Source organism: Chitinophaga caseinilytica (assembly GCF_038396765.1).
In the GTDB taxonomy this organism is placed as follows: Bacteria; Bacteroidota; Bacteroidia; order Chitinophagales; family Chitinophagaceae; genus Chitinophaga; species Chitinophaga caseinilytica.
The window spans coordinates 1016858-1040640 of the sequence record NZ_CP150096.1; the positions used below are offsets into that span (position 1 = coordinate 1016858).

The 23783-nt window shown below is 54.4% G+C and carries 19 protein-coding genes; 8 read left to right on the forward strand and 11 right to left on the reverse strand.

All coding sequences use genetic code 11. The features are described from left to right. Positions 1–17: 17 nt before the first annotated feature. Complete coding sequence (locus WJU22_RS04335) at positions 18–1157, reverse strand: formimidoylglutamase (protein WP_341842040.1); 1140 nt, start codon at positions 1155–1157, stop codon at positions 18–20. A 280-nt stretch (positions 1158–1437) separates the two neighbouring features. Continuing rightward, on the reverse strand, positions 1438–1686 hold the full coding sequence (locus tag WJU22_RS04340; RefSeq protein ID WP_126248486.1) for a hypothetical protein: 249 nt from the start codon (positions 1684–1686) through the stop codon (positions 1438–1440). A 368-nt stretch (positions 1687–2054) separates the two neighbouring features. Here WJU22_RS04340 and WJU22_RS04345 point away from each other — a divergent pair, with 368 nt between their 5' ends. After that, entirely contained in the window at positions 2055–3125 is a 1071-nt protein-coding gene (locus WJU22_RS04345; RefSeq protein WP_341842041.1) for a glycosyltransferase, read from the forward strand. Between the two features lie 32 nt (positions 3126–3157). On the opposite strand, the gene WJU22_RS04350 is transcribed toward WJU22_RS04345, so the two are convergent. Beyond that, positions 3158–3508, reverse strand: coding sequence for an arsenate reductase family protein (locus WJU22_RS04350; protein ID WP_341842042.1), 351 nt, complete (start codon positions 3506–3508; stop codon positions 3158–3160). A gap of 42 nt (positions 3509–3550) precedes the next feature. Here WJU22_RS04350 and polA point away from each other — a divergent pair, with 42 nt between their 5' ends. The 3 genes from polA to WJU22_RS04365 all read left to right on the forward strand — a co-directional run bounded on the left by polA (position 3551) and on the right by WJU22_RS04365 (position 8274). Next, a complete protein-coding gene (polA, locus tag WJU22_RS04355) occupies positions 3551–6370 on the forward strand; it encodes a DNA polymerase I (protein ID WP_341842043.1) in 2820 nt (939 codons plus the stop codon). Positions 6371–6586: 216 nt separating this feature from the next. Next, a complete protein-coding gene (locus WJU22_RS04360; protein ID WP_341842044.1) occupies positions 6587–7051 on the forward strand; it encodes a GNAT family N-acetyltransferase in 465 nt (154 codons plus the stop codon). Between the two features lie 71 nt (positions 7052–7122). Then, positions 7123–8274, forward strand: coding sequence for an aminopeptidase C (locus WJU22_RS04365; RefSeq protein ID WP_341842045.1), 1152 nt, complete (start codon positions 7123–7125; stop codon positions 8272–8274). Positions 8275–8514: 240 nt separating this feature from the next. Here WJU22_RS04365 and WJU22_RS04370 read toward each other — a convergent pair whose 3' ends face one another. Together WJU22_RS04370 and WJU22_RS04375 are read right to left on the reverse strand one after the other, a co-directional pair. Continuing rightward, the gene (locus WJU22_RS04370) at positions 8515–8985 is read right to left on the reverse strand and encodes a DUF6934 family protein (RefSeq protein ID WP_341842046.1); all 471 of its coding nucleotides are present in this window, start codon (positions 8983–8985) and stop codon (positions 8515–8517) included. A 100-nt stretch (positions 8986–9085) separates the two neighbouring features. After that, positions 9086–9703, reverse strand: coding sequence for an L-threonylcarbamoyladenylate synthase (locus tag WJU22_RS04375; RefSeq protein WP_126248496.1), 618 nt, complete (start codon positions 9701–9703; stop codon positions 9086–9088). 176 nt (positions 9704–9879) lie between these two features. Here WJU22_RS04375 and mtgA point away from each other — a divergent pair, with 176 nt between their 5' ends. Then, positions 9880–10563 carry a monofunctional biosynthetic peptidoglycan transglycosylase gene (mtgA, locus tag WJU22_RS04380; protein ID WP_341842047.1) on the forward strand — a complete coding sequence of 228 codons (684 nt, stop codon included), beginning with the start codon at positions 9880–9882 and terminating at the stop codon, positions 10561–10563. Positions 10564–10565: 2 nt separating this feature from the next. On the opposite strand, the gene WJU22_RS04385 is transcribed toward mtgA, so the two are convergent. The 5 genes from WJU22_RS04385 to WJU22_RS04405 form a co-directional block, all read right to left on the reverse strand. After that, on the reverse strand, positions 10566–11876 hold the full coding sequence (locus tag WJU22_RS04385) for a hypothetical protein (RefSeq protein ID WP_341842048.1): 1311 nt from the start codon (positions 11874–11876) through the stop codon (positions 10566–10568). Positions 11877–12086: 210 nt separating this feature from the next. Next, positions 12087–12605, reverse strand: coding sequence for an ATP-binding protein (locus tag WJU22_RS04390; RefSeq protein ID WP_341842049.1), 519 nt, complete (start codon positions 12603–12605; stop codon positions 12087–12089). Further along, positions 12602–13225, reverse strand: a complete 624-nt coding sequence (pnuC, locus tag WJU22_RS04395; protein ID WP_341842050.1) for a nicotinamide riboside transporter PnuC — start codon at positions 13223–13225, stop codon at positions 12602–12604. Before pnuC ends, WJU22_RS04390 begins: the two co-directional genes overlap by 4 nt. 50 nt (positions 13226–13275) lie before the next feature. Continuing rightward, the gene (locus tag WJU22_RS04400; protein ID WP_341842051.1) at positions 13276–14943 is read right to left on the reverse strand and encodes a PNGase F N-terminal domain-containing protein; all 1668 of its coding nucleotides are present in this window, start codon (positions 14941–14943) and stop codon (positions 13276–13278) included. A 101-nt stretch (positions 14944–15044) separates the two neighbouring features. Continuing rightward, entirely contained in the window at positions 15045–15626 is a 582-nt protein-coding gene (locus tag WJU22_RS04405) for a NifU family protein (RefSeq protein ID WP_341842052.1), read from the reverse strand. Between the two features lie 95 nt (positions 15627–15721). Between WJU22_RS04405 and WJU22_RS04410 the strand changes: the two genes are divergently transcribed. After that, positions 15722–16174: a methylglyoxal synthase gene (locus tag WJU22_RS04410; protein WP_341842053.1), complete on the forward strand. Its 453-nt coding sequence runs from the start codon at positions 15722–15724 to the stop codon at positions 16172–16174. Positions 16175–16274: 100 nt separating this feature from the next. Here WJU22_RS04410 and WJU22_RS04415 read toward each other — a convergent pair whose 3' ends face one another. Further along, the gene (locus WJU22_RS04415) at positions 16275–17315 is read right to left on the reverse strand and encodes a DUF3500 domain-containing protein (RefSeq protein ID WP_341842054.1); all 1041 of its coding nucleotides are present in this window, start codon (positions 17313–17315) and stop codon (positions 16275–16277) included. Positions 17316–17413: 98 nt separating this feature from the next. Between WJU22_RS04415 and WJU22_RS04420 the strand changes: the two genes are divergently transcribed. Then, on the forward strand, positions 17414–18955 hold the full coding sequence (locus WJU22_RS04420) for a glycoside hydrolase family 10 protein (protein WP_341842055.1): 1542 nt from the start codon (positions 17414–17416) through the stop codon (positions 18953–18955). 290 nt (positions 18956–19245) lie between these two features. Beyond that, positions 19246–23775 carry a glutamate synthase large subunit gene (gene gltB, locus WJU22_RS04425; RefSeq protein ID WP_341842056.1) on the forward strand — a complete coding sequence of 1510 codons (4530 nt, stop codon included), beginning with the start codon at positions 19246–19248 and terminating at the stop codon, positions 23773–23775. Positions 23776–23783: the final 8 nt, after the last annotated feature.

A 23783-nucleotide genomic window follows, 5' to 3' on the forward strand; every position in this document is an offset into this window, starting at 1 on the left:
ACCCTAAAAATAAGGAATTACAGGCGTTCCTGGCTACGGAGCCAACGCTCGGGCAGCTCGTTGTTGCTGGCCATGAGGTAATCCGAATAGGCGCAGGGCACGAAATTCTTGTCGGGCAGTTGCATCCACCAGCGGCCGGTTTTCTTGCTTTTCAAAAACACGGTGCTGATATCGGCCCCGGCGATGTGGAACTCCAGGAAAGCTTCGCGCTCGTTGAGCTGGGCTTCCTTGTTGCGGACATGCCGACCGTCGAGGAAATACCAGAGCATCTGCGAGATCTGCTTGGCCGTGAGATTGTCGCGGTCGCGGGTAGGATCGTATCCGTAAATACCGTAGGTGGAAAGGTTGTTGCTCATGCCGGCATAACGGGAAAGGGCACACGCCTCTTCGCCGGTGAAGCCGTTGGGAGACAGGGAGTGCGACGGTGCGTCGGTATGTTTGATCATGCAGACGTCTACCGAGAACAGGTCTGTGTTCCGCAGCACGGGCTCGATCTCTTCGATATTTTCGCGCACTTTGCCGAGGCGGTAGCAATCGAACCGGAGCTTGTCGAGCGTTTCGAGCATGCGTGGCTGAACGAAATAGCTCTGGAAGCCGATGTGGTTGTAGTGGCGGATGTAGTTGGGCTGTTCCATGAACATATCGAGCAGGAAGCGCTGCGATTTCATGGGCGAAGATTCCTGCAGGTCGATGAGGGCATCGGCTACGCTGACTTCGATAATATATTTTTTGCAGGCGTAGGCCTGGTATTGCGCGTAGGTGAGATCGTGGCTGCCGCCGAGGATGACGATGGTTTTGCCGGCGTCTATCAGTTCGGTGAGCACGGTTTTGAGGGCGGCGTAGGCATCGGCCTGGGAGCGCCCGGGGAGGAGGTTTCCGGCGTCGGCGATGCGGAGATCGCGGTGCCAGAGGAAGAGGCGGTAGAATTCTTTTCGGATAATGTCGGGTGCGGGAGTGGCGGAGTTGCTCCGTCCGTTGCCCCGTTCGTCGCCGGCGCCAAGGAAAATGACATCGGCGGCGTCGAGGTTGGGGAGGTGGCCTTGTTCGTAGCTGTCGATGATGTTCCCGACCTGGAGGTCGTCATATTCTTCATCTTCGTTCAGTTCCGCTTTGGAAACGGGCGACAGGTAATCTTGCAGGTGCGAAAAGTCTATCATCACAACGGATATTATTTGTGCGCAAACCTACAACAAGAATTTTACAAATCGTGCGGCGGCGCTGTTCAGTTCATGAACGGCATGGGCAGGACGGGGAGCCACCGGTAAGGTGGTCCGGGAAATGAAATGATGAGGTGGAAATAGTTACCGGAGACAGTTTTGCGGACCGGTTCGAAGTTGACTCTCTGCGTATTCACTTACTACTGAACAACGGGATGAACGTTGATGATCTGGCCGGGGAAGGAAGGCCTTTCCGGAATAGCGGGCTGGATACTTGCCCTTAGTTTTTGTGGATAATGAACTCAAATGCTTTCGGCTCCTTGCGGAAGAACGCGCGCTCCAACACTTTGCGTTTACTGGTAACGCGATGCTTGTTGCAATCCGCCACTTCGGTGGCGGCAGCCAGGAAATCCATCGTTTCTACCAGTGATAGCATATCGCTGATCTGCTTCACTTCCTGCTGGATCTCTTGCTCATTATAGCGGTCTTCGTGCAATAAAATGAGTAAATCCCTCTCTACAGGCTTCATGCTAATTAGGTTTGATTGTTTTCGCTGTTGTTGACATCCATGTTTTCAATAACGTGCGCACACGGTAAGATGTGCTTCAAGGTATAGGTGAGATATTCGCTAGTGCCGCATCCGCCCCTTCTGCATCGGCGGGCAGCCGCAATCGTTTTTCTTCAGCACACTGCAACCTTGCCACGTTAAACTGGCCATCGTCAAGAAAATGAAAATCCAGGAAATCCGTTTCATCATCCAAAATTAAAATGCTCGTCAAAATTGCTAGTCAGTCGGGCGGGAAGTTTACCTTTTCTTAACAATGATCATTTCTAAATTAAACTAATTTCGCAATAAATTCTGAAATATTTGTCCACAAATCCCACTGTGCAAAAAAAGTGCTGGTGGTACCCCTCGATTGGGGCCTCGGCCATGCCACGCGCGACATTCCGCTGATTCGTGAACTCTTAAACGCTGGTTGCGTGGTAGTTATTGCGGCCGAAGGAAAGCACGCCGCACTGCTCTCCCGGGAATTCCCGGAAATCACCATCCTTCCCCTGCCCGGATACCACATCACGTATAGTAAAAAAGGCCTCTTTTTCGGGGTCAAAATCCTGCGCCAGGTTCCCAAGATCTGGAAAGCCGTCCGCCACGAACAGGCCTGGCTGCGCAAAACCGTTGCCGAGCACGGCATTTCGGCCGTCATCTCCGACAACCGGTTCGGCCTTTACCATCCAGACATCCCCTGCGTCTTCATCTCCCACCAGTTGCTGATCAAGACGCCCTTCGGCGGCGTTACCGAACGCATCCTCCAGCGCATCAATTACCGGTATATCAATAAATACTCCGCCTGCTGGGTGCCCGACTTCCCCGGAGCGCACAACCTCAGCGGCGTGCTCGCCCACCCGGCGGAACTGCCCAATAACACCACTTACCTGGGCTGCCTCTCCCGGTTTGAGCCACAGCCGGGCGTTTCCCGGAAATACGACGTGCTCGCCCTCATCTCCGGCCCGGAACCGCAACGCACCCAGCTGGAAACCATCCTGAAAGAACAGCTCCGCCAGATACCCGGCATCAAAGCCCTCATCGTCAGCGGAAAACCCGACCAGGCCAGCGAAGAAACCACCGCACCGGGGATTTCGCAAGTCAGCCACCTTAATGCGGCAGACCTCAACGCCGCCATGCAAGCCAGCGACATCGTCATATCCCGGTCCGGGTACACCACCCTGATGGACCTCGCCAAACTGAACAAAAAAGCCATCCTCATCCCCACCCCCGGCCAGTCCGAACAGGAATACCTGGGCAAACACCTCATGCAGGAAGGCTATTTCATCAGCGTGCCGCAACACCGGTTCCGGCTCCAGCAGGCGCTCAACGACGCAAAAACATTCCCCTTCCGCTCTTTCGGCCGGCCGGAAGACATGAACGCATATAAATCAATCGTCCGCCGCTTCGCAGAATCACTTTAGGGAAATGTATAATTTGTGATCGATTAACGAAATCAGAGCGCGCTTTTCAGCGCCGCCACGGTTTTTGCGTCGTTCCCGATAAAAATTTTACCGTTCACGATCGCCACCGGCCGTTTCAGAAAAGTATATTCTTCGAGGATGAGATCGCGGTAATCATTTTCCGACAGTTCTTTTCCCGCAAGGCCGCGCGCCTTGTACAGCATCGACCGGCGGCTGAACAGCGATTCGTAACTGCCGGCCAGTGCGTGCATTTCTTCCAGTTGTTCCGGCGTAATTTTTTCCTTCTTGATGTCTTGCAATTCCGCACCTTTCGCCACCGCAGCCGTTTCTTCGAGGATACGGGCGCAGGTACTGCAGGTCGACAGGTAATAAATCTTCTTCATCCCGTAAAATTAGGAATTATGGGAATTGATTACTTTTGACGAATGAGCAAAAAACTCTTCTTATTGGACGCAATGGCGCTTATTTACCGCGCCTACTACGCATTGATCCGGAACCCGAGGCTTACCAGCAAGGGAAAGAACACCAACGCGCAGTTCGGGTTCACCACTACGTTAATCCACCTCCTCAACAAGGAAAAACCCACGCACATCGCCGTGGCTTTCGATACGCATGCGCCTACGGAGCGGCATACTGATTTCGCCGACTACAAGGCCAACCGCGAAGATGCGCCTGAAGACCTCCTCGCGGCCCTGCCCGACATCAAGCGGATCATCGAGGGATTCAACATTCCCGTGCTGGAGCTCGACGGGTACGAGGCAGACGATATCATCGGCACCGTTGCCTGGCAGGCCGCGGCCCAGGGCTATTCCGTATACATGGTTACACCGGATAAGGATTACGGCCAGCTCGTAAAAGACAATGTTTTCATCTGGAAGCCGCCCGCGCTCGGTAACAAGGAAGAAGTGATGGGGCCGAAGGAAGTTTGCGAGCGCTGGGGCATCAACGATGTGGCCCAGGTCGTGGATATTCTGGGGTTGATGGGCGATGCGGTAGACAACATCCCGGGGATACCTGGTGTGGGCGAAAAAACCGCCACCAAGCTGCTTTCCGAATGGAACACCCTCGAAAACGTTATCGCCAACGCCGATAAAATTCCCGGAAAGCTCGGCGAAAAAGTACGCGCCGGCGCCGATTCCGCCATCCTGTCCAAAAAACTGGCGACGATCATCACCGATGTACCGGTCGATTTCCATGAAGAAAATTTCTGCTGCACGGAAATCAACAAGGAAAAACTCACGGAAATCTTTTCCGAGCTGGAATTCAAAAGCCTCGGCAAAACGATCCTCGGCGATTCGTTCAACGCCCTGGCCGGAGATCCCGGAAAGCCCGTTCAACAAGATCTCTTCGGCAATCCCACCGAGGCTCCCCAGGCCGGAAGCGCCCTCGCCCAACAAGCGGAAGCCATCGAAGGCCCGGGCCTCGTCGCCGATAAAAATATCGAGAACACCCCGCATACCTACCACCTCGCCGATACGCCCGAAAAGCATGCCGCACTGGTAGCCCAGCTGATGAAAGAACCCCTCATCAGCTTCGACACGGAAACCACCGGCACCGACGCAAATGCGGTAGACATCGTGGGGATGAGCTTCTCCGTGAAACCGACAGAAGGCTGGTACATTCCCCTGCCACCTGCCCGGGACGAAGTGCTGCAGATCCTCGAAACGTTCCGCCCCCTTTTCGAACGGACAGACGCGGAGTTCGTGGCGCAAAACGCGAAATACGATATGATCGTCCTGAAATGGTACGGCATCGAAGTGAAAGGGAAATTGTTCGACACCATGCTCGCACATTACCTGATAGAGCCGGAGGGCCGTCGCTCGATGGACCTCCTCAGCGCCCAATACCTGCAGTACGCGCCGGTTTCCATTGAAACGCTCATCGGCAAGAAAGGCAAGAACCAGGGCAATATGCGCGATGTCGAGATCGAAAAGATCAAGGAATACGCTGCCGAAGACGCCGACATCACCCTTCAGCTCAAATCCAGTTTCGAGCCACTGTTAAGCGAACGCAATGTGGCCAACGTGTTTTACGACATCGAGGCGCCGCTCGTGCAGGTGCTGACTGATATGGAATTTGAAGGGGTGAAGATCGACACACAGGCCCTCGCCGATTATTCCCGCGAGCTGGAAACCGAAATCCGCAAGGCGGAAGAAAGCGTGTTCCAGCAGGCCGGCGTCCGTTTCAACCTCGGTTCGCCCAAACAGCTCGGTGAAGTGCTGTTCGAAAAGCTCCAGCTCGATCCCAAAGCCAAAAAAACCCGCACGGGGCAATACGCTACCGGCGAAGACGTGCTGGCCAAACTTTCCGCCAAGCATCCCATCGTGGAGAATATCCTCGTTTACCGCGAATTGAGCAAGCTCAAATCTACCTATGTAGACGCGCTGCCGACGATGATCAACCCGCGCACCAACCGGGTGCATACCTCCTACAACCAGGCGGTGGCGGTGACGGGGCGCCTCAGTTCCAACAATCCCAACCTGCAGAATATTCCCATCCGCACGGAAAGAGGGCGCGAAGTGCGCAAGGCGTTCGTGCCCCGCAGCGAAGAATTCACCCTTCTTTCCGCCGACTATTCGCAGATCGAACTTCGCATCATCGCGGCCATCAGCGGCGATCAGAACATGAGCGATGCATTCCGCAACAACCTGGATATCCACACTGCCACAGCCGCCAAAGTTTATGGCGTGGAACTGGCGGACGTAACGTCAGACATGCGCCGGAATGCCAAAAGCGTCAACTTCGGCATCATTTACGGCCAGAGCGCCTTCGGCCTCAGCGAGAACCTGGGCATCCCGAGAAGTGAAGCCAAAGCATTGATCGACAATTACTTCGCACAATATCCGTCCATCCGTCAATATATGGAAGACCAGGTGAAATTCGCGCAGCAGACCGGTTACGTGCAAACGCTCATGGGCAGGAAGCGCTGGTTGAAAGACATCAATTCCTCCAACGCCGTGGTGCGTGGTTTCGCGGAAAGGAACGCCATCAACATGCCCATCCAGGGAACGGCGGCAGACCTCATCAAACTGGCGATGATTTCGCTGCATAAAACCTTCCGGGAACATAATTTCCGCTCGCGGATGATCCTGCAGGTACATGACGAGTTGGTGTTTGACGCGCATAAAGACGAGGTAGACATCATTAAACCGCTCATCATCGAAGGAATGCGCAACGCCATGCCGCTCAGCGTGCCGATCGAAGCCGAGATCGGGACGGGCAGGAACTGGCTCGAAGCGCATTGATCCATATCGAAAAATCAGCAGACCTAACTAATACAAAGCCGGTACGGGACGGCGTTCCGTACCGGCTACAGTGAACAAAAAACAGCAACGTCGCCCTGCTCCTGCATGCAGGCCGCACCCCTTGCATTTCAGCGAATCGTTTACTAGTTTTCACTTATGATCCAAACCTCAAGGTTACAATTGTTACCCTGCACGTTGCAATATTTTGAAGCGCTTTTGCATGGGAATGAAGCATTAGCCCAGATCCTGGGAATAGACGTGCCGGAACAATGGACAGAATACCCTGAAATGGTATTGGTGGCCTACGACAAGTTACGCAACGATCCTTCCTTACTGGGTTGGTTCTTTTACCTGGCGATCCACAAGGCCGACAATCGCCTCATCGGCACCGCGGGTTTCAAGGGCCGGCCGGATGCGGATGGCGCGGTGGAAATCGGGTACGAAGTTTCCGGCCCTTACCGCGAGCAGGGATACGCCACTGAAATGGCGGAGATCCTTATCCGTTTTGCATTCAGCCATCCGTATGTGTCGAAGGTGATCGCGCATACGGAAGAAGAATATAATGCCGCCGTGAAAGTATTGCAGAAATCGGGGCTTCGCTTCGCCGGGGAAATCAACGGCCGGGAGGCCGGGGAACTTTGGCGCTGGGAAATCTCCCGGGAGCAATACCTCGGGGGCTGACCGCTCATCCATACCACAGCGCGCCGTTTCCCGCCGATCCCCTACATTTGTCGCCTAAATCTGCAATCAACATGAGCATGAAGAACTGGATGATGGGGGCGGCGATGCTCGCCGGCACCTCCGTCATGGCGCAAACAATGCCGCTCACCAACAAAGCGGGCAGCGAATACAAATTCACCATCCTCAAAAGCCAGGATGCCTTCGCGGTACAAAACCAGGGGCAAACCGGCACCTGCTGGTCTTTTTCCGGCCTCTCCTTTTTCGAATCCGAACTCCTCCGCACCGGTAAGGGCAAAGACCTGAACCTCAGCGAAATGTTCGTGGTCCGCAAAATGTATCCCCTCAAAGCCGCCAATTACGTGCGCATGCACGGAAAAGCCAACTTCGGTGAAGGCGGCGGTTTCCCCGACGATCTGCTCTGCCTTAGAAATTTCGGTCTCGTACCGCAGGAAGCATATGACGGCAACCGCGACAAAACCTACAACCACGCAGAAATGCTGGGCCTCCTCGAAGGCATGGTCAAAACCCTCGGCGACGCCAAAACGGTGAACCCGAATTGGCAAAAAGCCTTCACCGGCGTGCTCGACGCCTATATCGGCGCAACGCCCGAACAGTTCCAGTACAAAGGCAAAAGCTATACCCCGCAAACCTTCGCCAAAGAGCTCGGCCTCAATGCCGACGATTACGTGATCGTTTCCTCCTTCAACCACCATCCGTTCTACGAACAGTTCGTGCTGGAAGTGCCCGACAACTGGAACTGGGAAAAAGTATACAACGTTCCCCTGAACGAGTTCACCCAGATCGCCGAGCAAGCCGTCCTCAACGGTTACACCCTCGCATGGGCGGCCGATGTGAGCGAAAAAGGATTTTCTTTCAAAGATGGCCTCGCCATCGTACCTGAAAAAGAGTGGGCCGACTATTCCGACGCCGAGCGCCAGGCGCTGTTTACCAAGCCCGCGAAAGAAAAAACCATCACGCAGGAAAACCGCCAACTTGGTTTCGACAATTTCGAAACGCAGGACGACCACGGTATGCACATTACCGGCCTGGCCAAAGACCAGGAAGGCAAGAACTACTTCATCGTGAAGAATTCCTGGGGCGCCAATAACGGCTGCGGCGGCTACTTTTACGCTTCCGTTCCCTATTTCGCCTACAAGACCACCTGCTTCATGGTGAATAAAAAAGCCATCCCCGCCGCGATCGCGAAGAAAATGGGCATTTAATTACCTTCTATAGTAGCAACGTAGTTTTTTACAGGGCGCCTCCGGATGGGGGCGCCTTTTTTATGCGTGGCCTTACAGCTAATTCATCCTGCCATTCCAGCAACTTTTGCTTTGTCCCTTTCCACACATCTGAGCACTTTCATGATGTAAGCCACTCTTTTGGGAAACGAAGTTTGAATCCCATAGGCCCTGGCCAACATGACTACGTCCAGAGGCAATCCCTTTTTCTTTACTGATTTTTCAGCTCTCTTGTTCATCCTTTACTTTTTTTCGTATTCTAAATGTCGCAACTGGTATTTCCTTTTCCGGATCATACGGTAGTTCAAAGTTGAGCGCACTCATATTATTCAATACCGTTATCTCATATTTTCTTGAAAACCGTGGGAAATACCTTTTAAGGATCATCGAATAAATACGCGTTCTTTGCTGTGTACTCCCCGTAAACAGCAGACTGGCCTTCGGGTAAATCTCCAAAAAATCCTCCATCACCTTGATGATGGTTGCAAAGACCTTCAGCAGATCTCCGTTGTTGGATTCCTTAAGATCATCCAACGTTCCTTCAGCATCTAAATCGCCAAAGCCAACATTGAATTCGTCCGGCTTTAATCGGTTAAACTCCACCCTTTTACGGATGAAGCCGTGCTCGCCTTCGCTCTCAAAATCAAATTGATTTCCGCCGCGCGGAATTATTTTGTACGGGTCAACAGTCAATGGAAGTTCGTTTCGTGCAATAACGCGATTGCCGAAATACGAAACTTTTTTACAGCGATTTATTTTACCGGGAATTTCTCCGAAAATCGGAGATCGCGCGTCAGCTAACGGTTTCCCAATCCCCCGCGCCCTCGCGCACCACCATCGGCTCCGGGCCGGTACAGTCTACCACGGTAGACATCAGCACGCCGCCAGGGCCGCCATCCACCACAATATCCACCAGCTTGCCGAATTTGTCGTGGATGATTTCGGGATCGGTATATTCTTCGACGTACTCGTCGATGGGCAACGACGCACTCATCACCGGGTTCCCCAGTTCTTTCACCAGCGTCCGGCAAATAAGATTGTCTGGAACGCGGATACCGACGGTGTCGCGCTTCGTTTTCAGGAGCTTCGGCACCTGTTTGCTGGCCGGCAGAATGAAGGTATACGGCCCCGGTAACGCCCGCTTCAGGATACGGAACAGCGGCGTGTCCACACTTTTGGTATAATCCGTAAGATGGCTCAGGTCGTAACAGATGAAGGAAAAATGCGATTTTTTAGGGTCGATCCCCTTGATCCGCGCAATCCGCTCCACCGCTTCGGGCTTGAAAATGTCGCAGCCCATGCCATACACCGTGTCTGTCGGATAAATCACCACTCCTCCGTCCCGGAGGCATTCGATGATCGTTTTCAGGTTCCGGGGATTCGGATTTTGCGGATGCAGTTCTAGTCTCATGGGCCTTCCTTTTTATTATTAACAATCTTTCGCGGATCAATGTTGGCGGGTAAATTACAACCGTATCCATAATCTTGCTAACTTTCCGCCCTGTTTCGAAATCAAACCGGATGAAATTAAAAGGAATCGTCCCGAGAACATGGAAAATCATCAAAAGGGTTTTTCTTATTCTCTTTGTGGCACAACTGTTATACATCGTCATGCTCCGATGGGTGAACCCGCCCGTCACCATGACCATGATCGGCAGCTGGTTTTCCCTCATCGGTTCCGATAAATCTTTTCATCGCGATTATGTGGACCTCGGCGAAATGTCGCAACATGTCAAACTGGCCGTTATCGCCAGCGAAGACCAGTTGTTCCCCGATCATGACGGTTTCGATTTCAAATCCATCGAAAAAGCCCTCAAGCATAACCAGAAAAGCAAAAAGATCCGCGGCGCCTCCACCATCAGCCAACAGGTCGCCAAAAACGTTTTCCTCTGGCAGGGCCGGAGTTGGGTGCGCAAAGGGCTGGAAGTTTACTTCACTTTCATGATCGAACTGTGCTGGAGCAAGAAGCGCATCCTGGAAATGTACCTCAACGTGGCCGAAACCGGTGAAGGCATCTTCGGTGTGGAGGCCGCTGCGCAGGTATATTACAAAAAACCAGCGGCCAACCTGAACCGCGAAGAAGCCGCCATGATCGCCGCATGCCTCCCCAACCCCGTCAAATACACGGTGAATCCCCCCGCCCGCATCACCGCCTGGCGACAGAAACGCATCCTCCAGCAAATGCGCAACCTCGCGGGAGACCCCGACATCGCCGAGCTGATCACGGAGCCGAAAGCGGTTAAATTATCTTCGAAAGAAGCCGATAAATAGCCTTAATCGGCCGCAATACCGTATTTGTGTATTTCTTCCCCTAATTCTAAAATCGGTATTTTTAAAATTTCAGGAAATTGTGTCAAATCGCCAGAAAGCCTGTTAGCAAGGGTTTCGGCGGATTTCTTATCCGGTTGGTTATAGCAGTACGCAGAAAAGGTGAGAAATATCATCATACGGTTCGCATCATCCAATTCCGGGTCTTTCATCATCCGGATGAGTGCCTTTTCGATGATTTTCCGTTCGGCGGACTCCGCGAAAGCACGGCCAATCCTTCCGGGAGCACCGTAATAATGGAGCGGTGCTGGCATCTGGAACCGGAAAATACTCCCCAACAGCAAGGTGGAAGAAGGAATCGACAGCTGTTCCAACTCGCGGAGGTACGTTTTTCTTCCCACTTGTGCATAGCTGCCATCGCTCACCCGATCGAAGCGATCGTTCATTATATTAAGATGTGCGCGGATAAACACCGGCCAATCATGCGCGCGGGCGGCCCACACGGCGATGTCTCTCGCATGTTCGCGCGGACGGCTATCCATACTGCACATTCCCCACACCACCCGCGATCGTTTCAAGTTCATGATCAGCTCCGCATTTCCGCCCGGTTCGAGAAACGCCTCCAGCTCAGGGGTGCTGTTTATTGTCGCGAGCGCTTCCTTCGCGACCTGTTCCGACCTTGCCAGCAGCTCTTCGCGGAAAGCCGGCAGCGCCCAGATGCTATCCCGCAACTGCCCGCTCATGTCCATCAAATCTACCGTAGCGCCGAATGTTTTCTTCATCCAGCCACGGAATTCGGGGTACAGCGTATCTGTATTAACGAACAGCCGTTCCCTATCCGTGACCATCACAGTAGTAGAAGTATCCACCAGGCAATCCACAAACTGGACCATCGCGGCGTATTCGCCAGCCAGCTTTATGGAGCGCAGATCTTCCGTTAACTGCCAGGCATTTATTTCATAATACCTTCCTTTAACGGAAAACCCTTCCGTGATATTCGTTAGCCAGCTTCCCTTCCTCCCTGCATTTCCCGCCGACAATGATGCGCTGTCTACATATATATCCTGGATACCCTGGCTGCTGATCTGAAAAACGTGTTTATTTTTCTTCGTCCCTACCCACGCAACCGCTTCGGTTTTCGGTGCTCCCTTCAATAATTTTCCATATTTCCGTAGCAGCACATCCATCCCGATACCGGAATGAATATCTGACTGGATGGAATCGGGTCGCTTTACGGTTCTGAAAGTCAGCGAAGTGGCGCGGGCCTGCGGCCAGGAATAATATTCCGGCTTTTTTTCGCAATGCTGGTAGCGCAATTGGAGGGAATCGGATATTCGTTGAAGGGCGCGCATGTCATCGGGAGCATATAACATCCCGTTATAAGTCCGCATTTCACTTATGCGGTCAGCTTCCTGCGCGAAGCAAACCGAAGTGAATAACAGGGATAACAGCTGAAGCGAGATCTTTTTCATGCAGGGGAATTTCTATAGAGATGCTTAAACAGCCCAAATTCAATATTATATTTATCAGCCGATCATCCCACGCACCGCTTCCACCGCTGTTTCGAGGCGCTGGTTATGATCGCCGCGGACATCGGCCCAGGGCACCTCCGAATTGATGACGATATCGCGGTAGATATTATAATAATACAGCCGTTCTTCCGGGAGGGGGTGCTCGCGGAGGGGATCGTCTTCCCAGGGGATATCGATATAAGTGAGCAGGTAGCCGTGGTATTTCCGGACGGCGATCTGTTCGAGAATGCGCGGGTCGCATTCTCCGTACTTCGCTTCGCTCCAGACTTTGATGACATAGAGATCGGTGTCGCAGACGATGAAATCCCTCCCGCGGGCGGCGGCTTCGTCTTCCGCTGCGAGCTGCCCCTGCGCGATGTGCCAGAGGTCTTCCCTTTCGTACGGCCGGCCCAGCGATTCGAGGTAGGCCCGTGCGAACTCGGGGACCCACTCCGTTTTGTAGAAGGCCGCCAATTGCTGGCTGAGGGTACTTTTGCCCGTGGATTCCGGACCGATGACTACGATTCTCTTCACGCCTGTTCGTTTAGTTGTTCCCGGTAGATACGGCGCCAGTGGAAATATCCATTGACGGCCACGATGAACAAAATTACGGTTAATACAGCAGTCGGCGCAAGCCCTTTATACAGCAGCAACGGCACCGCGATGAAATTCGAAACGTTCAGCATCACCCAGTTTTCGATCTTCCGCTTCGCCAGCAGCCACATCCCGCTCCAGGCCGTGGCCGACACGAGCGCATCCAGGATCGGTACCGTACTGTCGGTAAAAGACCGCAACACCCACCAGATGAAAACCCATCCCACCACAACAATCCCCAGCGCGATCTGCCAGTCGCGGCGGCTCATCCACGAAATCCCTACCGCATGGTGCCCGTCTTTCTGCCGCGTCCAATTATACCAGCCGTACACGCTCATGACGAAATAATACGCGTTCAACCCGGCTTCGGCATACAAGCCCACGCCGGGTTTCGCGAACAGGTAAGTGAAAAACCCCGTGCTGACGAGCCCCGTCGGATACACCCACACACTATTGGCCCGCGAACAAAACACGCTCACGATCCCGAAGATCACACCGGTAGCTTCCTGCCACGACATCTGCAGAAATCCGTCTATCACCTGCTGAATAAATCCGTCCATATATAAAATAAAAAAGGCCGCCAAGCCGGCGGCCCTTACTGTAAAAGTAGTTATTCCTGATCGCCGATCAATACGCCGGACACATTCCAGAAACTGAAACTTCCGCCTTCGGGCTTGCCAAGCGGGATCGTCACCTGGATGGTATGTTTCCCGGGCGTGAGCTGCGGCAGTGGAATGTCAGTCGGCAGCGTCAGCGTTCCGGGGCACCAGTTGCTTCTGCTCAAGTCGGAAGAGGAAAGGCCGTTCCCGAAATTCCCCGAAGCCGGGTTCAGCAGGCGATAGGTGGCGCAATCTTCCCTCCAGGGAATGAAGTGGTATGCACGCTGGCCGTCCACATAAATCTCGTTAAGCTTGGGATTGAACTCGTCTCCGCCGCCCCAGCCGCCATGGCCGGTGGTGATGTAGCGCAGCTTGAGGTTTTTCACGCCCTGCGGAACGTTCACCGTCACTGTCAGCGAATCCTGGTCGAAGAAGGTCGCGTATTCCTGTCCCGCCATTTCCATGACGTTGGTGGAATTGAAGACCGGCTGCACCCATTTCTTCGGCTCGGGCTTGCCTTCGCCGTCGTACCCGGGATAATATTTGAATGAAAGACTGGCCTTATGACCGCCTTTATCGTAGTTCCCGATGTAGATGCCGATATACACATCGCCCTGCAGGCGGGGCGCCAGGTCGGAAATGTCTTGTTTGAAAACCGCGGAATCCGCCCAGGGATACCCTTCGATCTGTACCTGCTTATTGAAATGACGGACCCCGAACGGTGTGAAGAAGCGCATCACTTCCAGCGGCGCATTGTAATCGTCTGTGGAAACGTAGCCCTGGTAAGCTTTTCCGTTCCGGCCTTTGAAAGCGGGCAGCACGTTTGCGCCTTTTTCCAGCCCTTCGAGGAAACTGCGGGCCTTGTCTGTCGGCACCACGAACACGGAACCCGTACGGTCATACGCATCTCCGTTCGAATATTGCACCAGTTCGGCAAAGAGCCGCTGGCCGGATTTCACTTCGGGAAGGTTCACTTTTTTCAGCACCACGGTGCCGCCGGCGAAATGATAGGTGGCATTGAGCGGATAGCCTTGCGGGTTATCGATCTTGTTGCCCCAGCTGATCTGTTCGCTTTGGAAGATGGGAACGATGGCATACCGGCTGTCGATCACCTGGCGCTGGTACGCGGGCTCAGACACGAGTTTGCCCCAGGAGGCGGGCCATTTCAGCTCTTCGTTCGTCACTTTTCTATATTCGATCTTTTTGGCGAAGGTTTCGCTGTTGCCGTTGCGGACGATTTTGAGAATGAGGCCCAGTCCCGGCGCGATGGAGATCTGCGGCGACCCTTTGATGGCCAGCGCGTCGGTGTACCAGATTTCGATGGTGTTTGACCGGATGATGGCTTTGGCTTTTTTACAGGGGATGCCGGCTACGGTGTCTATTCCCGGGAGGAGCTCGGGCTTGATGTATTCGCCGAAGGGTTTCTTCAGGGTGAAAGTCCCGTTTTTGGATTGCAGCAGCTGGAAGGTGGCTTTGTCTGCATAACTGAGGAACTGTTGTTCCGTTTGTCTGCCAGAAGCCCCAACAGCAGCGCGTTTCCCCTGGATCAGTAGGGTTTGTTCGCCGCGGGATTCTTTCCCGTTATTGCGGAAGCCGTAGGTGACCACGGCCTCGGTCTGTTGCGCGGATACGGTTGCCGAAGTCAGCACCATCGCGCATCCGAATAGAATTCCTTTCATCGTTCACTGTTTTGTTGCAAAGCACCAAAGCTACACAACAAAACGAAAAAAGCGCAGTTATGAAAACTGCGCTTTAACACTATCATTCATTCAACTATGGCTTATTCGGATTCGGCCACCACTTCCTTCACTTCGGGGATCATGCGTTTCATGATGCCTTCGATGCCGGATTTGAGGGTGATCATGGACGACGGGCAACCGGAGCAGGAACCCTGCAGGATCACGGTAACCACACCATCTTCGTAATTTTTGAACTGGATGGCGCCACCGTCCATTTCCACGGCGGGTTTCACGGCGTTTTCCAGGAGGTCTTTGATGCGGGTAACCACATCGCTGTCGTCTCCGCTCATTACGGGGGCCGCTTTGATCTCGTCTTCATTGATCACCGCACGGTTATCTTCCAGGTATTCCTTGAGGAACTGGCGGATGGTGGGGATCACGTCTGCCCAATCGGTATCGTTGGTTTTGGTCAGCGTCACGAAATTGCTGGCTATGAATACGCCGCGGATGAAGGGGAAAGTGAAAAGCTCGGCTGCGAGCGGGCTCGGGCCGGTGCTGGCCGCATCGGGGAAATCGATGGATTTATTCGGATACAGGAGCTTGTTCGCCACAAACTTCATCGTTTCCGGATTCGGCGTCATTTCCGTATAGATACTGATGATGGGATTTCCTGTTTTGATCATTATTAGTCCAATTTTATCTCCTGCAAAATTAACATAATTTGGCGAGAATGCCCGCCCTAACTTGGAGTCTCGGGAAACAGGTATATTTTTGCAATATGTTACAGACTAAAACCCTGCATGCCCGCAAGCGGATTGCACTGATCGCGCACGATCACAAAAAAGCGGAACTGCTGGAATGGGCGACGTACAACAAAACGGTGCTCGTGCGCCACGAGCTGTACGCCACCGGCACCACCGGCAAGCTCATCGAAGAAGCGCTCGACGTTTCCGTGCGTAAGCTCCTCAGCGGCCCGCTGGGCGGCGATCAGCAGATCGGTGCGGCCGTTGCCGAAGGGCGGATAGACGTGATCATCTTTTTCTGGGACCCCATGGAGGCCCTGCCCCATGACCCCGACATCAAAGCCCTGCTACGGCTGGGCGTGGTCTGGAACATCCCCATGGCCTCCAACCGGGCTTCGGCGGATTTCCTCATGACCTCCCCGTTGATGCACCAGGAATACAACGTCATCCTCCCGGATTACAGCCAGTACCTCGGCCGGAAAGTGTAAAATCCGCCGCAGGCTTCATTTTAAGGCAAATTCCACCCTGCCGTTCCTGTCTTTTCAGAACAACCGGGCACCCTATTCCCTCAACACAATCCATTGAATATCACCGGTGATCGGTGTCGTAGTGGCGCTTGAGCGCATCGTCCCCGAAATCGTTTTTCAGTTCCCGGAACACCGAATGCACGTGGTTCGCATTGTTCTGCGTATTGTCGTATTCGATGAGGAACGTTGGCCCCTGGATGCGGTAATAATGGCCCTGGCCCCAGCTGGTAGCGCCCGCCCAGGCGAAACGGATACTGTCCATCCCCGCCGTTTCGATCTCTTTCCACAAAATATCCTTCATCAGCCGCGTATACCGGCCAATATACTCATCGATCAGCGTGCGGAGCTGCCGCTGCTGCGCAGGATGCAGCGATGCCCAACCGATCCCCGGCGGATCGAGCTGCCAGGCGCGGCGCTTGTTGCCGGTAATAATGTCTGACGGCGCCTTTTCCGCTACCATGGCGGTTTTACGCTGTTTTTCGTCGAGCCCGTTGACGAGCGTGAACGCCAGGTCGGTTTCCCCTTTCAGCAATTGATGGCCTTTATGCGGACCATCCGCCACCCGCGCGGGATTGGCGCCGAGGAACCCCGGGCCGGCAGACAGCACGTGGTTATTGAGGATGGTAAAGTTGAGGGACACGTGATGCCCCTCCATCCGCAGGCCCCAGGGCTTGCCGGCGAAAGGGCTTCCGAACACGGCGAAGTAGAAATTCCCCGTGTCGCGGTAAGTATCGTTGATGGCGCGGCCTTCCACTTCCCGTAAGATGGCTTCCAGCTCCACCACGCCTTTCGCTTTGCGGGCGCCGTCTTTGCTCAGGCAAAGGTTCACCAGCGCAAAGGCCTTCTCCTGCTGGGTTTGCGTCATGTCTTTCAGCCGCAGGCCGAAGCGGTCTTTCGGCACGAAATGCCACTCGGTCCGCTGTTCCCCGTCGAACGGAGCGGTCATCTTCGCCAATTTTTCCTTCCCCAGGTCGAAAAACAAATCCTGCGCGGCCTGTTCCAACGTTGGCGCGGCGGCTTTGGCCGGAAGTTTGGACTGTGGGTATGCTTTTCCGCAAATACAGTTGAAAAATAAACATATGGGAATGATGAGCGTTTTCATGGGCGTGGATTCTATTTACAAAATACAAATCCTGTCCGCATTTGGCATTTGACCTTCGGAACTTTATTTTCGCAGTTTACGGTAAACCGAAACAGGAAATGGTGAAGCACTTATTGACCGGACTACTACTGTGCGGCAGCTTTCTGCATCCCGCAAAGGCGCAGCAGCCCCCCAAACGGGAGTTCAGGGCGGTATGGATATCAACGATAGCAAACATCGACTGGCCCTCGCGGAAAGGGTTGCCGCCCGATCAGCAGCGCGCTGAATTTATCGAGCTGCTGGATTTTCACCAGCGGAACGGGATGAACGCCATCATCCTGCAGGTGCGGCCTGCGGCGGATGCGTTCTATCCTTCCCCTTACGAGCCCTGGAGCGAATACCTCACCGGAAAACAAGGCCAACCGCCCATCCCGTATTACGATCCGCTGGAATTCATGATCACGGAAACGCATAAACGTGGAATGGAATTCCATGCCTGGTTCAACCCCTATCGCGCCGTAGCCAACATCCGCGGCAGCAGCATCGCCGCCAATCATATCACCCGCACCCGGCCACAGTGGTTCGTGACGTACGGCGACAAAAAATATTTCGACCCGGGCATCCCGGAAGTCCGCTCCTACGTCACCGAGCTCATCCGCGACGTAGTGAAACGCTACGATATCGACGCCGTTCATTTCGACGATTACTTTTACCCTTACCGCATTCCCGGGAAAGATTTCCCCGATATCAGCTCCTGGCGGCTGTATGGCAAAGGCATGGGGCTCGACGAATGGCGGCGCTTCAACGTAGATACCATCATCCAGATGCTCAGCAGCGTTATCAAGGAAACCAAGCCCTGGGTGAAGTTCGGGATCAGTCCATTCGGTGTTTGGCGCAACCAGGAGAAGGATTTCTCCGGTTCCCCTACCCGCGCGGGCGTCACGAATTACGACGATCTGTATGCCGATGTTATCAAATGGCAGCGCCTCGGCTGGATCGATTACCTCACGCCGCAGCTGTACTGGGAGTTCGGGCACCGGCTGGTGGCGTATGAAGTGCTGGTAGACTGGTGGTCGAAGCACGCCTACGGCCGGCATATGTATATCGGCCACGGGGCTTACCGGCTGGGGAGCAGCGCCGCATGGCGGAACCCGCGGGAATTGCCCAACCAGATCGCGGCTACGCGGGCTTACAGCAATATTCATGGGAGCGCGTTTTTCAGCAGCCGCTCGTTCGACGGTAACCCGTTCGGTATCAACGACTCCCTGCGCAACCACTTGTATAAATACCCGGCGTTGGTGCCCACGATGCCCTGGATAGACGATAAGGCGCCGCTGGCGCCCTATTTCACGGACGCTTTCGAGAAAGACGGCGGGCTGGAGATCCGTTGGGCGGACGACGACACTTCGCACCAGACGCATCAATATGTATTATACCGGTTCGAGGAGGGCCAGGTGATCAATGTGAGCGACCCGACGAAGATCATCGCAATGGTGCCGCAGATGCCGGACCCCGTTTTCATGGACCGTCAATATATTAAAGGGCGCTCCTATATTTATATCGTTACCGCGCTGGACCGTATGCACAATGAAAGCATGATCAGTGATCCGATGCGGGTGGAAATGGTGAATGGGTCGGTGAAATTCGAATTTGCGCCCTGAAAATGATAGTTTTTTCACAACTTATTCACGGCCGGGAAAATTCCCGGCCTTTTTTATACCCCATCCTGCCCTCACCCGGGGGTCAATTTTCATGATTTTCGAATGAAGCGGCGGCCGATTTTAATTTTTTCTAAATTTTAGCGGTTTAATCAAACTTTCTGTAAAATAAACCGCATTCTATTAGTATCTTTAAACCGTTCCCAAAGCAAAATACGGTACCTGAGCCAGGGCTTTGTTGCCTGTGGGCGTAGTGTATCTGATAAGGATAAAAAGGAAAATTTTAACAGCCAATGCGAATTGTGAGCCAAGAACAAGGTTTATATCGTCCGGAATTTGAGCACGATGCGTGTGGTACGGGCTTTACCGCCCACATCAAGGGTCGGAAATCACACCAGATCATCCGCGACGCGTTAACCATGCTGGAAAACATGGAACACCGCGGCGCCTGCGGGTGCGAGCGCACCACCGGCGACGGTGCGGGTATCATGATCCAGATGCCGCATGAATTCTTGTATGCCGAATGCCTCAAAATGGGCATCCGCCTCCCGGATGCCGGAAAATACGGTGTAGGGATGGTTTTCTTCCCCAAAGAACCCCGCTGGCGCGAAGAGTGCCGCGAGATCATTCAACGCTGCGCGGAAAAAGTGGGCCTCGAAATCCTCGGTTACCGTAAAGTTCCCGTTCGGCCAGACGGCATCGGCGAAACCGCCCTATCCGTAGAACCCGAAATCGAACAACTGTTCATCGCCTGCCCGTATCACATCTCCGATCCGGAAGAATTTGAACGTAAACTGTTCGTGCTCCGCAACTATATCACCAAAACGGTACGTTGCTCCATCCCGAAAGAAAAGGCCGAAATCTATTTCGCGTCCTTCTCCCATAAAACAGTCGTATATAAAGGTCAGCTCACCACTTACCAGGTTGGCCATTATTATCCGGACCTTCGCGACGAGCGCATGGTTTCCGCGTTCGGCCTCATCCACAGCCGTTTCGCCACCAACACCTTCCCCAGCTGGAAGCTCGCGCATCCCTTCCGTTTTATCGCCCACAATGGTGAGATCAACACCCTGAAAGGCAACCTCAACTGGCTCCGCGCCGGCGAAAGTTCCTTCCTGACCAAATATTTCACCAAAGAGGAAATGGAAATGCTCTCGCCCATCGTGGACGAAGGGCAATCCGACTCCGCCTGCCTCGATAACGTGGTGGAACTGCTGAACCTCACCGGCCGCTCGCTCCCCCACGTCATGATGATGCTCATCCCCGAAGCGTGGGACGGCAACGACAGAATGGACCCCGTGAAGAAAGCTTTCTACGAATACCACGCGTCGCTCATGGAACCCTGGGACGGCCCCGCGTCGATCTCCTTCACCGACGGCAAGATCATCGGCGCCACCCTCGACCGGAACGGGCTCCGCCCCTCCCGCTTCGTAGTGACGAAAGACGATCGCGTGATCATGGCCTCCGAAGCCGGCGTGCTCCCCATCGATCCGAAAAACGTGAAAGAAAAAGGCCGCCTGCAGCCCGGTAAAATGTTCATCGTAGACATGGACCAGGGCCGCATCATCGGCGACGAAGAGCTGAAGCAGTCTATCTGCTCCGCACAGCCCTACGCCGAATGGCTTAATAAATACAAGATCCGGCTGGATGAATTGCCCGAGCCCCGCGTAACTTTCACGCACCTCGAGCACGACCAGATCTTCAAATACCAGCGCGCTTTCGGTTACAGCACCGAAGACATGGAAACGATCATCTCCCCGATGGCGATCGACGGCAAAGAGCCCATCGGTTCCATGGGCACAGACGTTCCGCTGGCTATTCTGAGCGATCAGCCACAGCACATCAGCAGCTACTTCAAACAGTTGTTCGCCCAGGTGACCAACCCGCCCATCGATCCTATCCGGGAAAGACTGGTTATGTCGCTGGCTACCTTCCTCGGCAACAACGGCAACCTGCTCGATGAAGATCCGCTGCACTGCCACTCCGTGGCGCTGCCGCACCCGGTATTGAACAACTACGAACTGGAAAAGATCCGCAGCATCGACACCGGTATTTTCCAGGCCAAGACTTTACATACTTATTTCAAGGCCGACGGCAAGCCCGGCTCCCTTGAAAAAGGCCTCGCCCGCCTCTGCCGTTATGCGGTAGACGCTGTGGAAGACGGCTTTGAAGTGATCATCCTTTCCGACCGCGCCATCGATTCCGAGCACGCTGCGATCCCGAGCCTCATGGCCGTTTCCGCGGTGCATCACCACCTCATCCGCAAGGGTTACCGCGGCCAGGTAGGTATCGTTGTGGAAGCCGGCGATGTTTGGGAAGTACATCATTTCGCTGCGCTCCTCGGCTTCGGCGCCACCGCCATCAACCCGTACCTCGCCCTTTCCACCATCCGCGACCTGCGGCTGCGCGGCAAATTGCAGACGGAGCTGGATGTGGACAAACTGAAAAAGAACTACATCAAAGCGGTTTGTGAAGGTTTGCTGAAAGTGTTCTCCAAAATGGGGATTTCCACACTGCAGTCTTACCAGGGCGCCCAGATCTTCGAGATCCTCGGCATCAACAAATCCGTCGTAGATAAATATTTTACCGGCGCTGTGTCCCGCATTCAGGGGCTGGGGCTGGACGAGATCGCGCAGGAAACGCTGGCGAAGCACTGGATGGGTTACGGCCGCAAGGAAACCCCGGTACAGCGCCTCACCACGGGCGGTGTGTACCAATGGAAACGGAAAGGCGAATTCCACCTTTTCAATCCCACCACCATCCACCTGCTGCAATATTCTACCCGCCAGAACGATTACAACATCTTCAAGAAATACTCGAAAGCCGTAAACGACCAGAGCGAGAAAGCCGCCACGCTGCGGAGCATGTTCACTTTCAAACGGAACCGCAACCCGGTGCCCATCGAAGAAGTGGAATCTGCGGAAAGCATCCTCAAACGCTTCGCCACCGGCGCGATGAGCTTCGGCTCCATCAGCCACGAAGCCCACTCCACCCTGGCGATAGCCATGAACCGCATCGGCGCGAAAAGCAATACCGGCGAGGGCGGGGAAGACGAAATGCGTTACGAGCCGCTGCCCAACGGCGACTCCATGCGCTCGGCCATCAAACAGGTTGCGTCTGCACGTTTCGGCGTTACGAGCTACTACCTGACCAATGCCGACGAACTGCAAATCAAAATGGCGCAAGGCGCGAAGCCCGGTGAGGGCGGCCAGCTGCCCGGTCATAAAGTGGACGAGTGGATCGGGAAGGTCCGCCACGCCACGCCCGGAGTAGGCCTCATTTCGCCGCCGCCGCACCACGATATTTATTCGATCGAAGATCTGGCGCAGCTGATCTTTGACCTGAAAAACGCCAACCGCGCGGCCCGCATCAGCGTGAAGCTCGTGTCGAAAGCCGGTGTGGGCACCATCGCCGCAGGTGTTGCGAAAGCACATGCCGACGTGATCCTGGTATCCGGCCACGACGGCGGTACCGGCGCCTCCCCCATCAGCTCCATCAAACACGCCGGGCTTCCCTGGGAACTGGGGCTGGCGGAAACGCATCAAACCCTCGTCCGCAACAAACTCCGCAGCCGCGTTGTGGTGCAGACAGACGGTCAGCTCAAAACCGGCCGCGACATCGCCATCGCCACCCTGCTGGGTGCCGAAGAATGGGGCGTGGCTACAGCCGCCCTCGTGGTGGAAGGCTGTATCATGATGCGTAAATGCCATCTGAACACTTGCCCCGTAGGCGTTGCCACGCAAGATCCCGATCTGCGCAAACGCTTTAACGGTACCGTTGAAGCCGTGGTGAACTTCTTCCACTTCCTCGTGGCCGAATTCCGCGAAATCATGGCCGAGCTGGGCTTCCGTACGGTGCAGGAAATGGTGGGACAGGTGGAAGTGCTGAAAGTGCGCGACAACATCTCTCATTGGAAATTCAAAAACCTCGACCTTTCTCCCGTGCTGTACCGCGAACCGGCTTCCGACGAAACCGGCCTGTACAAACAGGAAGAGCAAGACCACGGCCTGGCCGAAGTACTCGACTGGCAGCTGCTCAAGGCTTCCAAAGACGCGCTGGAAAGCAAAACCCGCGTTTTCGGCACTTATAAGGTGAAAAATACCGATCGTACCATTGGCACGATCCTGTCCAACGAAATATCCAAACGCTACAAGAGCGAAGGGCTTCCGGAAGACACGATCCATTTCAAATTCAACGGTTCCGCCGGCCAGAGCTTCGGCGCCTTCAATACCAAAGGCGTGACGCTCGAACTGGAAGGCGAAGCCAACGACTACTTCGGCAAAGGCCTCTCCGGCGCCAAACTGATCCTTTATCCGTCTACGGAAGCAGGATTCAAGGCGGAGGAGAACATCATCGCAGGTAACGTGGCCCTTTACGGCGCAACTTCCGGCGAAGCCTTCATCCGCGGAAAAGCCGGCGAACGCTTCTGCGTTCGTAACTCCGGCGCCACGGTAGTAACCGAAGGAACGGGCGACCACGGCTGCGAATACATGACCGGCGGCCGCGCAGTGATCCTCGGTGAAACGGGCCGCAACTTCGGCGCGGGCATGAGCGGCGGTCTCGCCTTCGTGTACGACGTGAAAGGCGCTTTCGCCGGACAATGCAACCCGGAAATGATCGACCTCGACCCGCTCGGCGAAGAAGATGCCGCACAGCTGCACGACCTGATCACCAAGCATCATGCGTACACCAACAGCACAGTGGCCAAATTCATCCTCAGCGACTGGGAAAATCAGCTCCGCCATTTCGTGAAAGTATTCCCGAAAGAATACAAGGCCGCCCTGAAGGCTGCCGCCACCAAAGGCGTGAAAAGCAAAGCGTAACTAACTAA

Bases quoted from the DNA above. Each gene is read 5' to 3' on its own strand.
- gltB (WP_341842056.1), top strand. From the start codon at position 19,246: ATGCGAATTGTGAGCCAAGAACAAGGTTTATATCGTCCGGAATTTGAG.
- WJU22_RS04420 (WP_341842055.1), top strand. From the start codon at position 17,414: ATGGTGAAGCACTTATTGACCGGACTACTACTGTGCGGCAGCTTTCTG.
- polA (WP_341842043.1), top strand. From the start codon at position 3,551: ATGAGCAAAAAACTCTTCTTATTGGACGCAATGGCGCTTATTTACCGC.
- WJU22_RS04400 (WP_341842051.1), bottom strand. From the start codon at position 14,943: ATGAAAGGAATTCTATTCGGATGCGCGATGGTGCTGACTTCGGCAACC.
- WJU22_RS04375 (WP_126248496.1), bottom strand. From the start codon at position 9,703: ATGAGACTAGAACTGCATCCGCAAAATCCGAATCCCCGGAACCTGAAA.
- WJU22_RS04410 (WP_341842053.1), top strand. From the start codon at position 15,722: ATGTTACAGACTAAAACCCTGCATGCCCGCAAGCGGATTGCACTGATC.
- WJU22_RS04350 (WP_341842042.1), bottom strand. From the start codon at position 3,508: ATGAAGAAGATTTATTACCTGTCGACCTGCAGTACCTGCGCCCGTATC.
- WJU22_RS04365 (WP_341842045.1), top strand. From the start codon at position 7,123: ATGAGCATGAAGAACTGGATGATGGGGGCGGCGATGCTCGCCGGCACC.
- WJU22_RS04340 (WP_126248486.1), bottom strand. From the start codon at position 1,686: ATGAAGCCTGTAGAGAGGGATTTACTCATTTTATTGCACGAAGACCGC.
- WJU22_RS04405 (WP_341842052.1), bottom strand. From the start codon at position 15,626: ATGATCAAAACAGGAAATCCCATCATCAGTATCTATACGGAAATGACG.
- WJU22_RS04415 (WP_341842054.1), bottom strand. From the start codon at position 17,315: ATGAAAACGCTCATCATTCCCATATGTTTATTTTTCAACTGTATTTGC.
- WJU22_RS04335 (WP_341842040.1), bottom strand. From the start codon at position 1,157: ATGATAGACTTTTCGCACCTGCAAGATTACCTGTCGCCCGTTTCCAAA.
- pnuC (WP_341842050.1), bottom strand. From the start codon at position 13,225: ATGGACGGATTTATTCAGCAGGTGATAGACGGATTTCTGCAGATGTCG.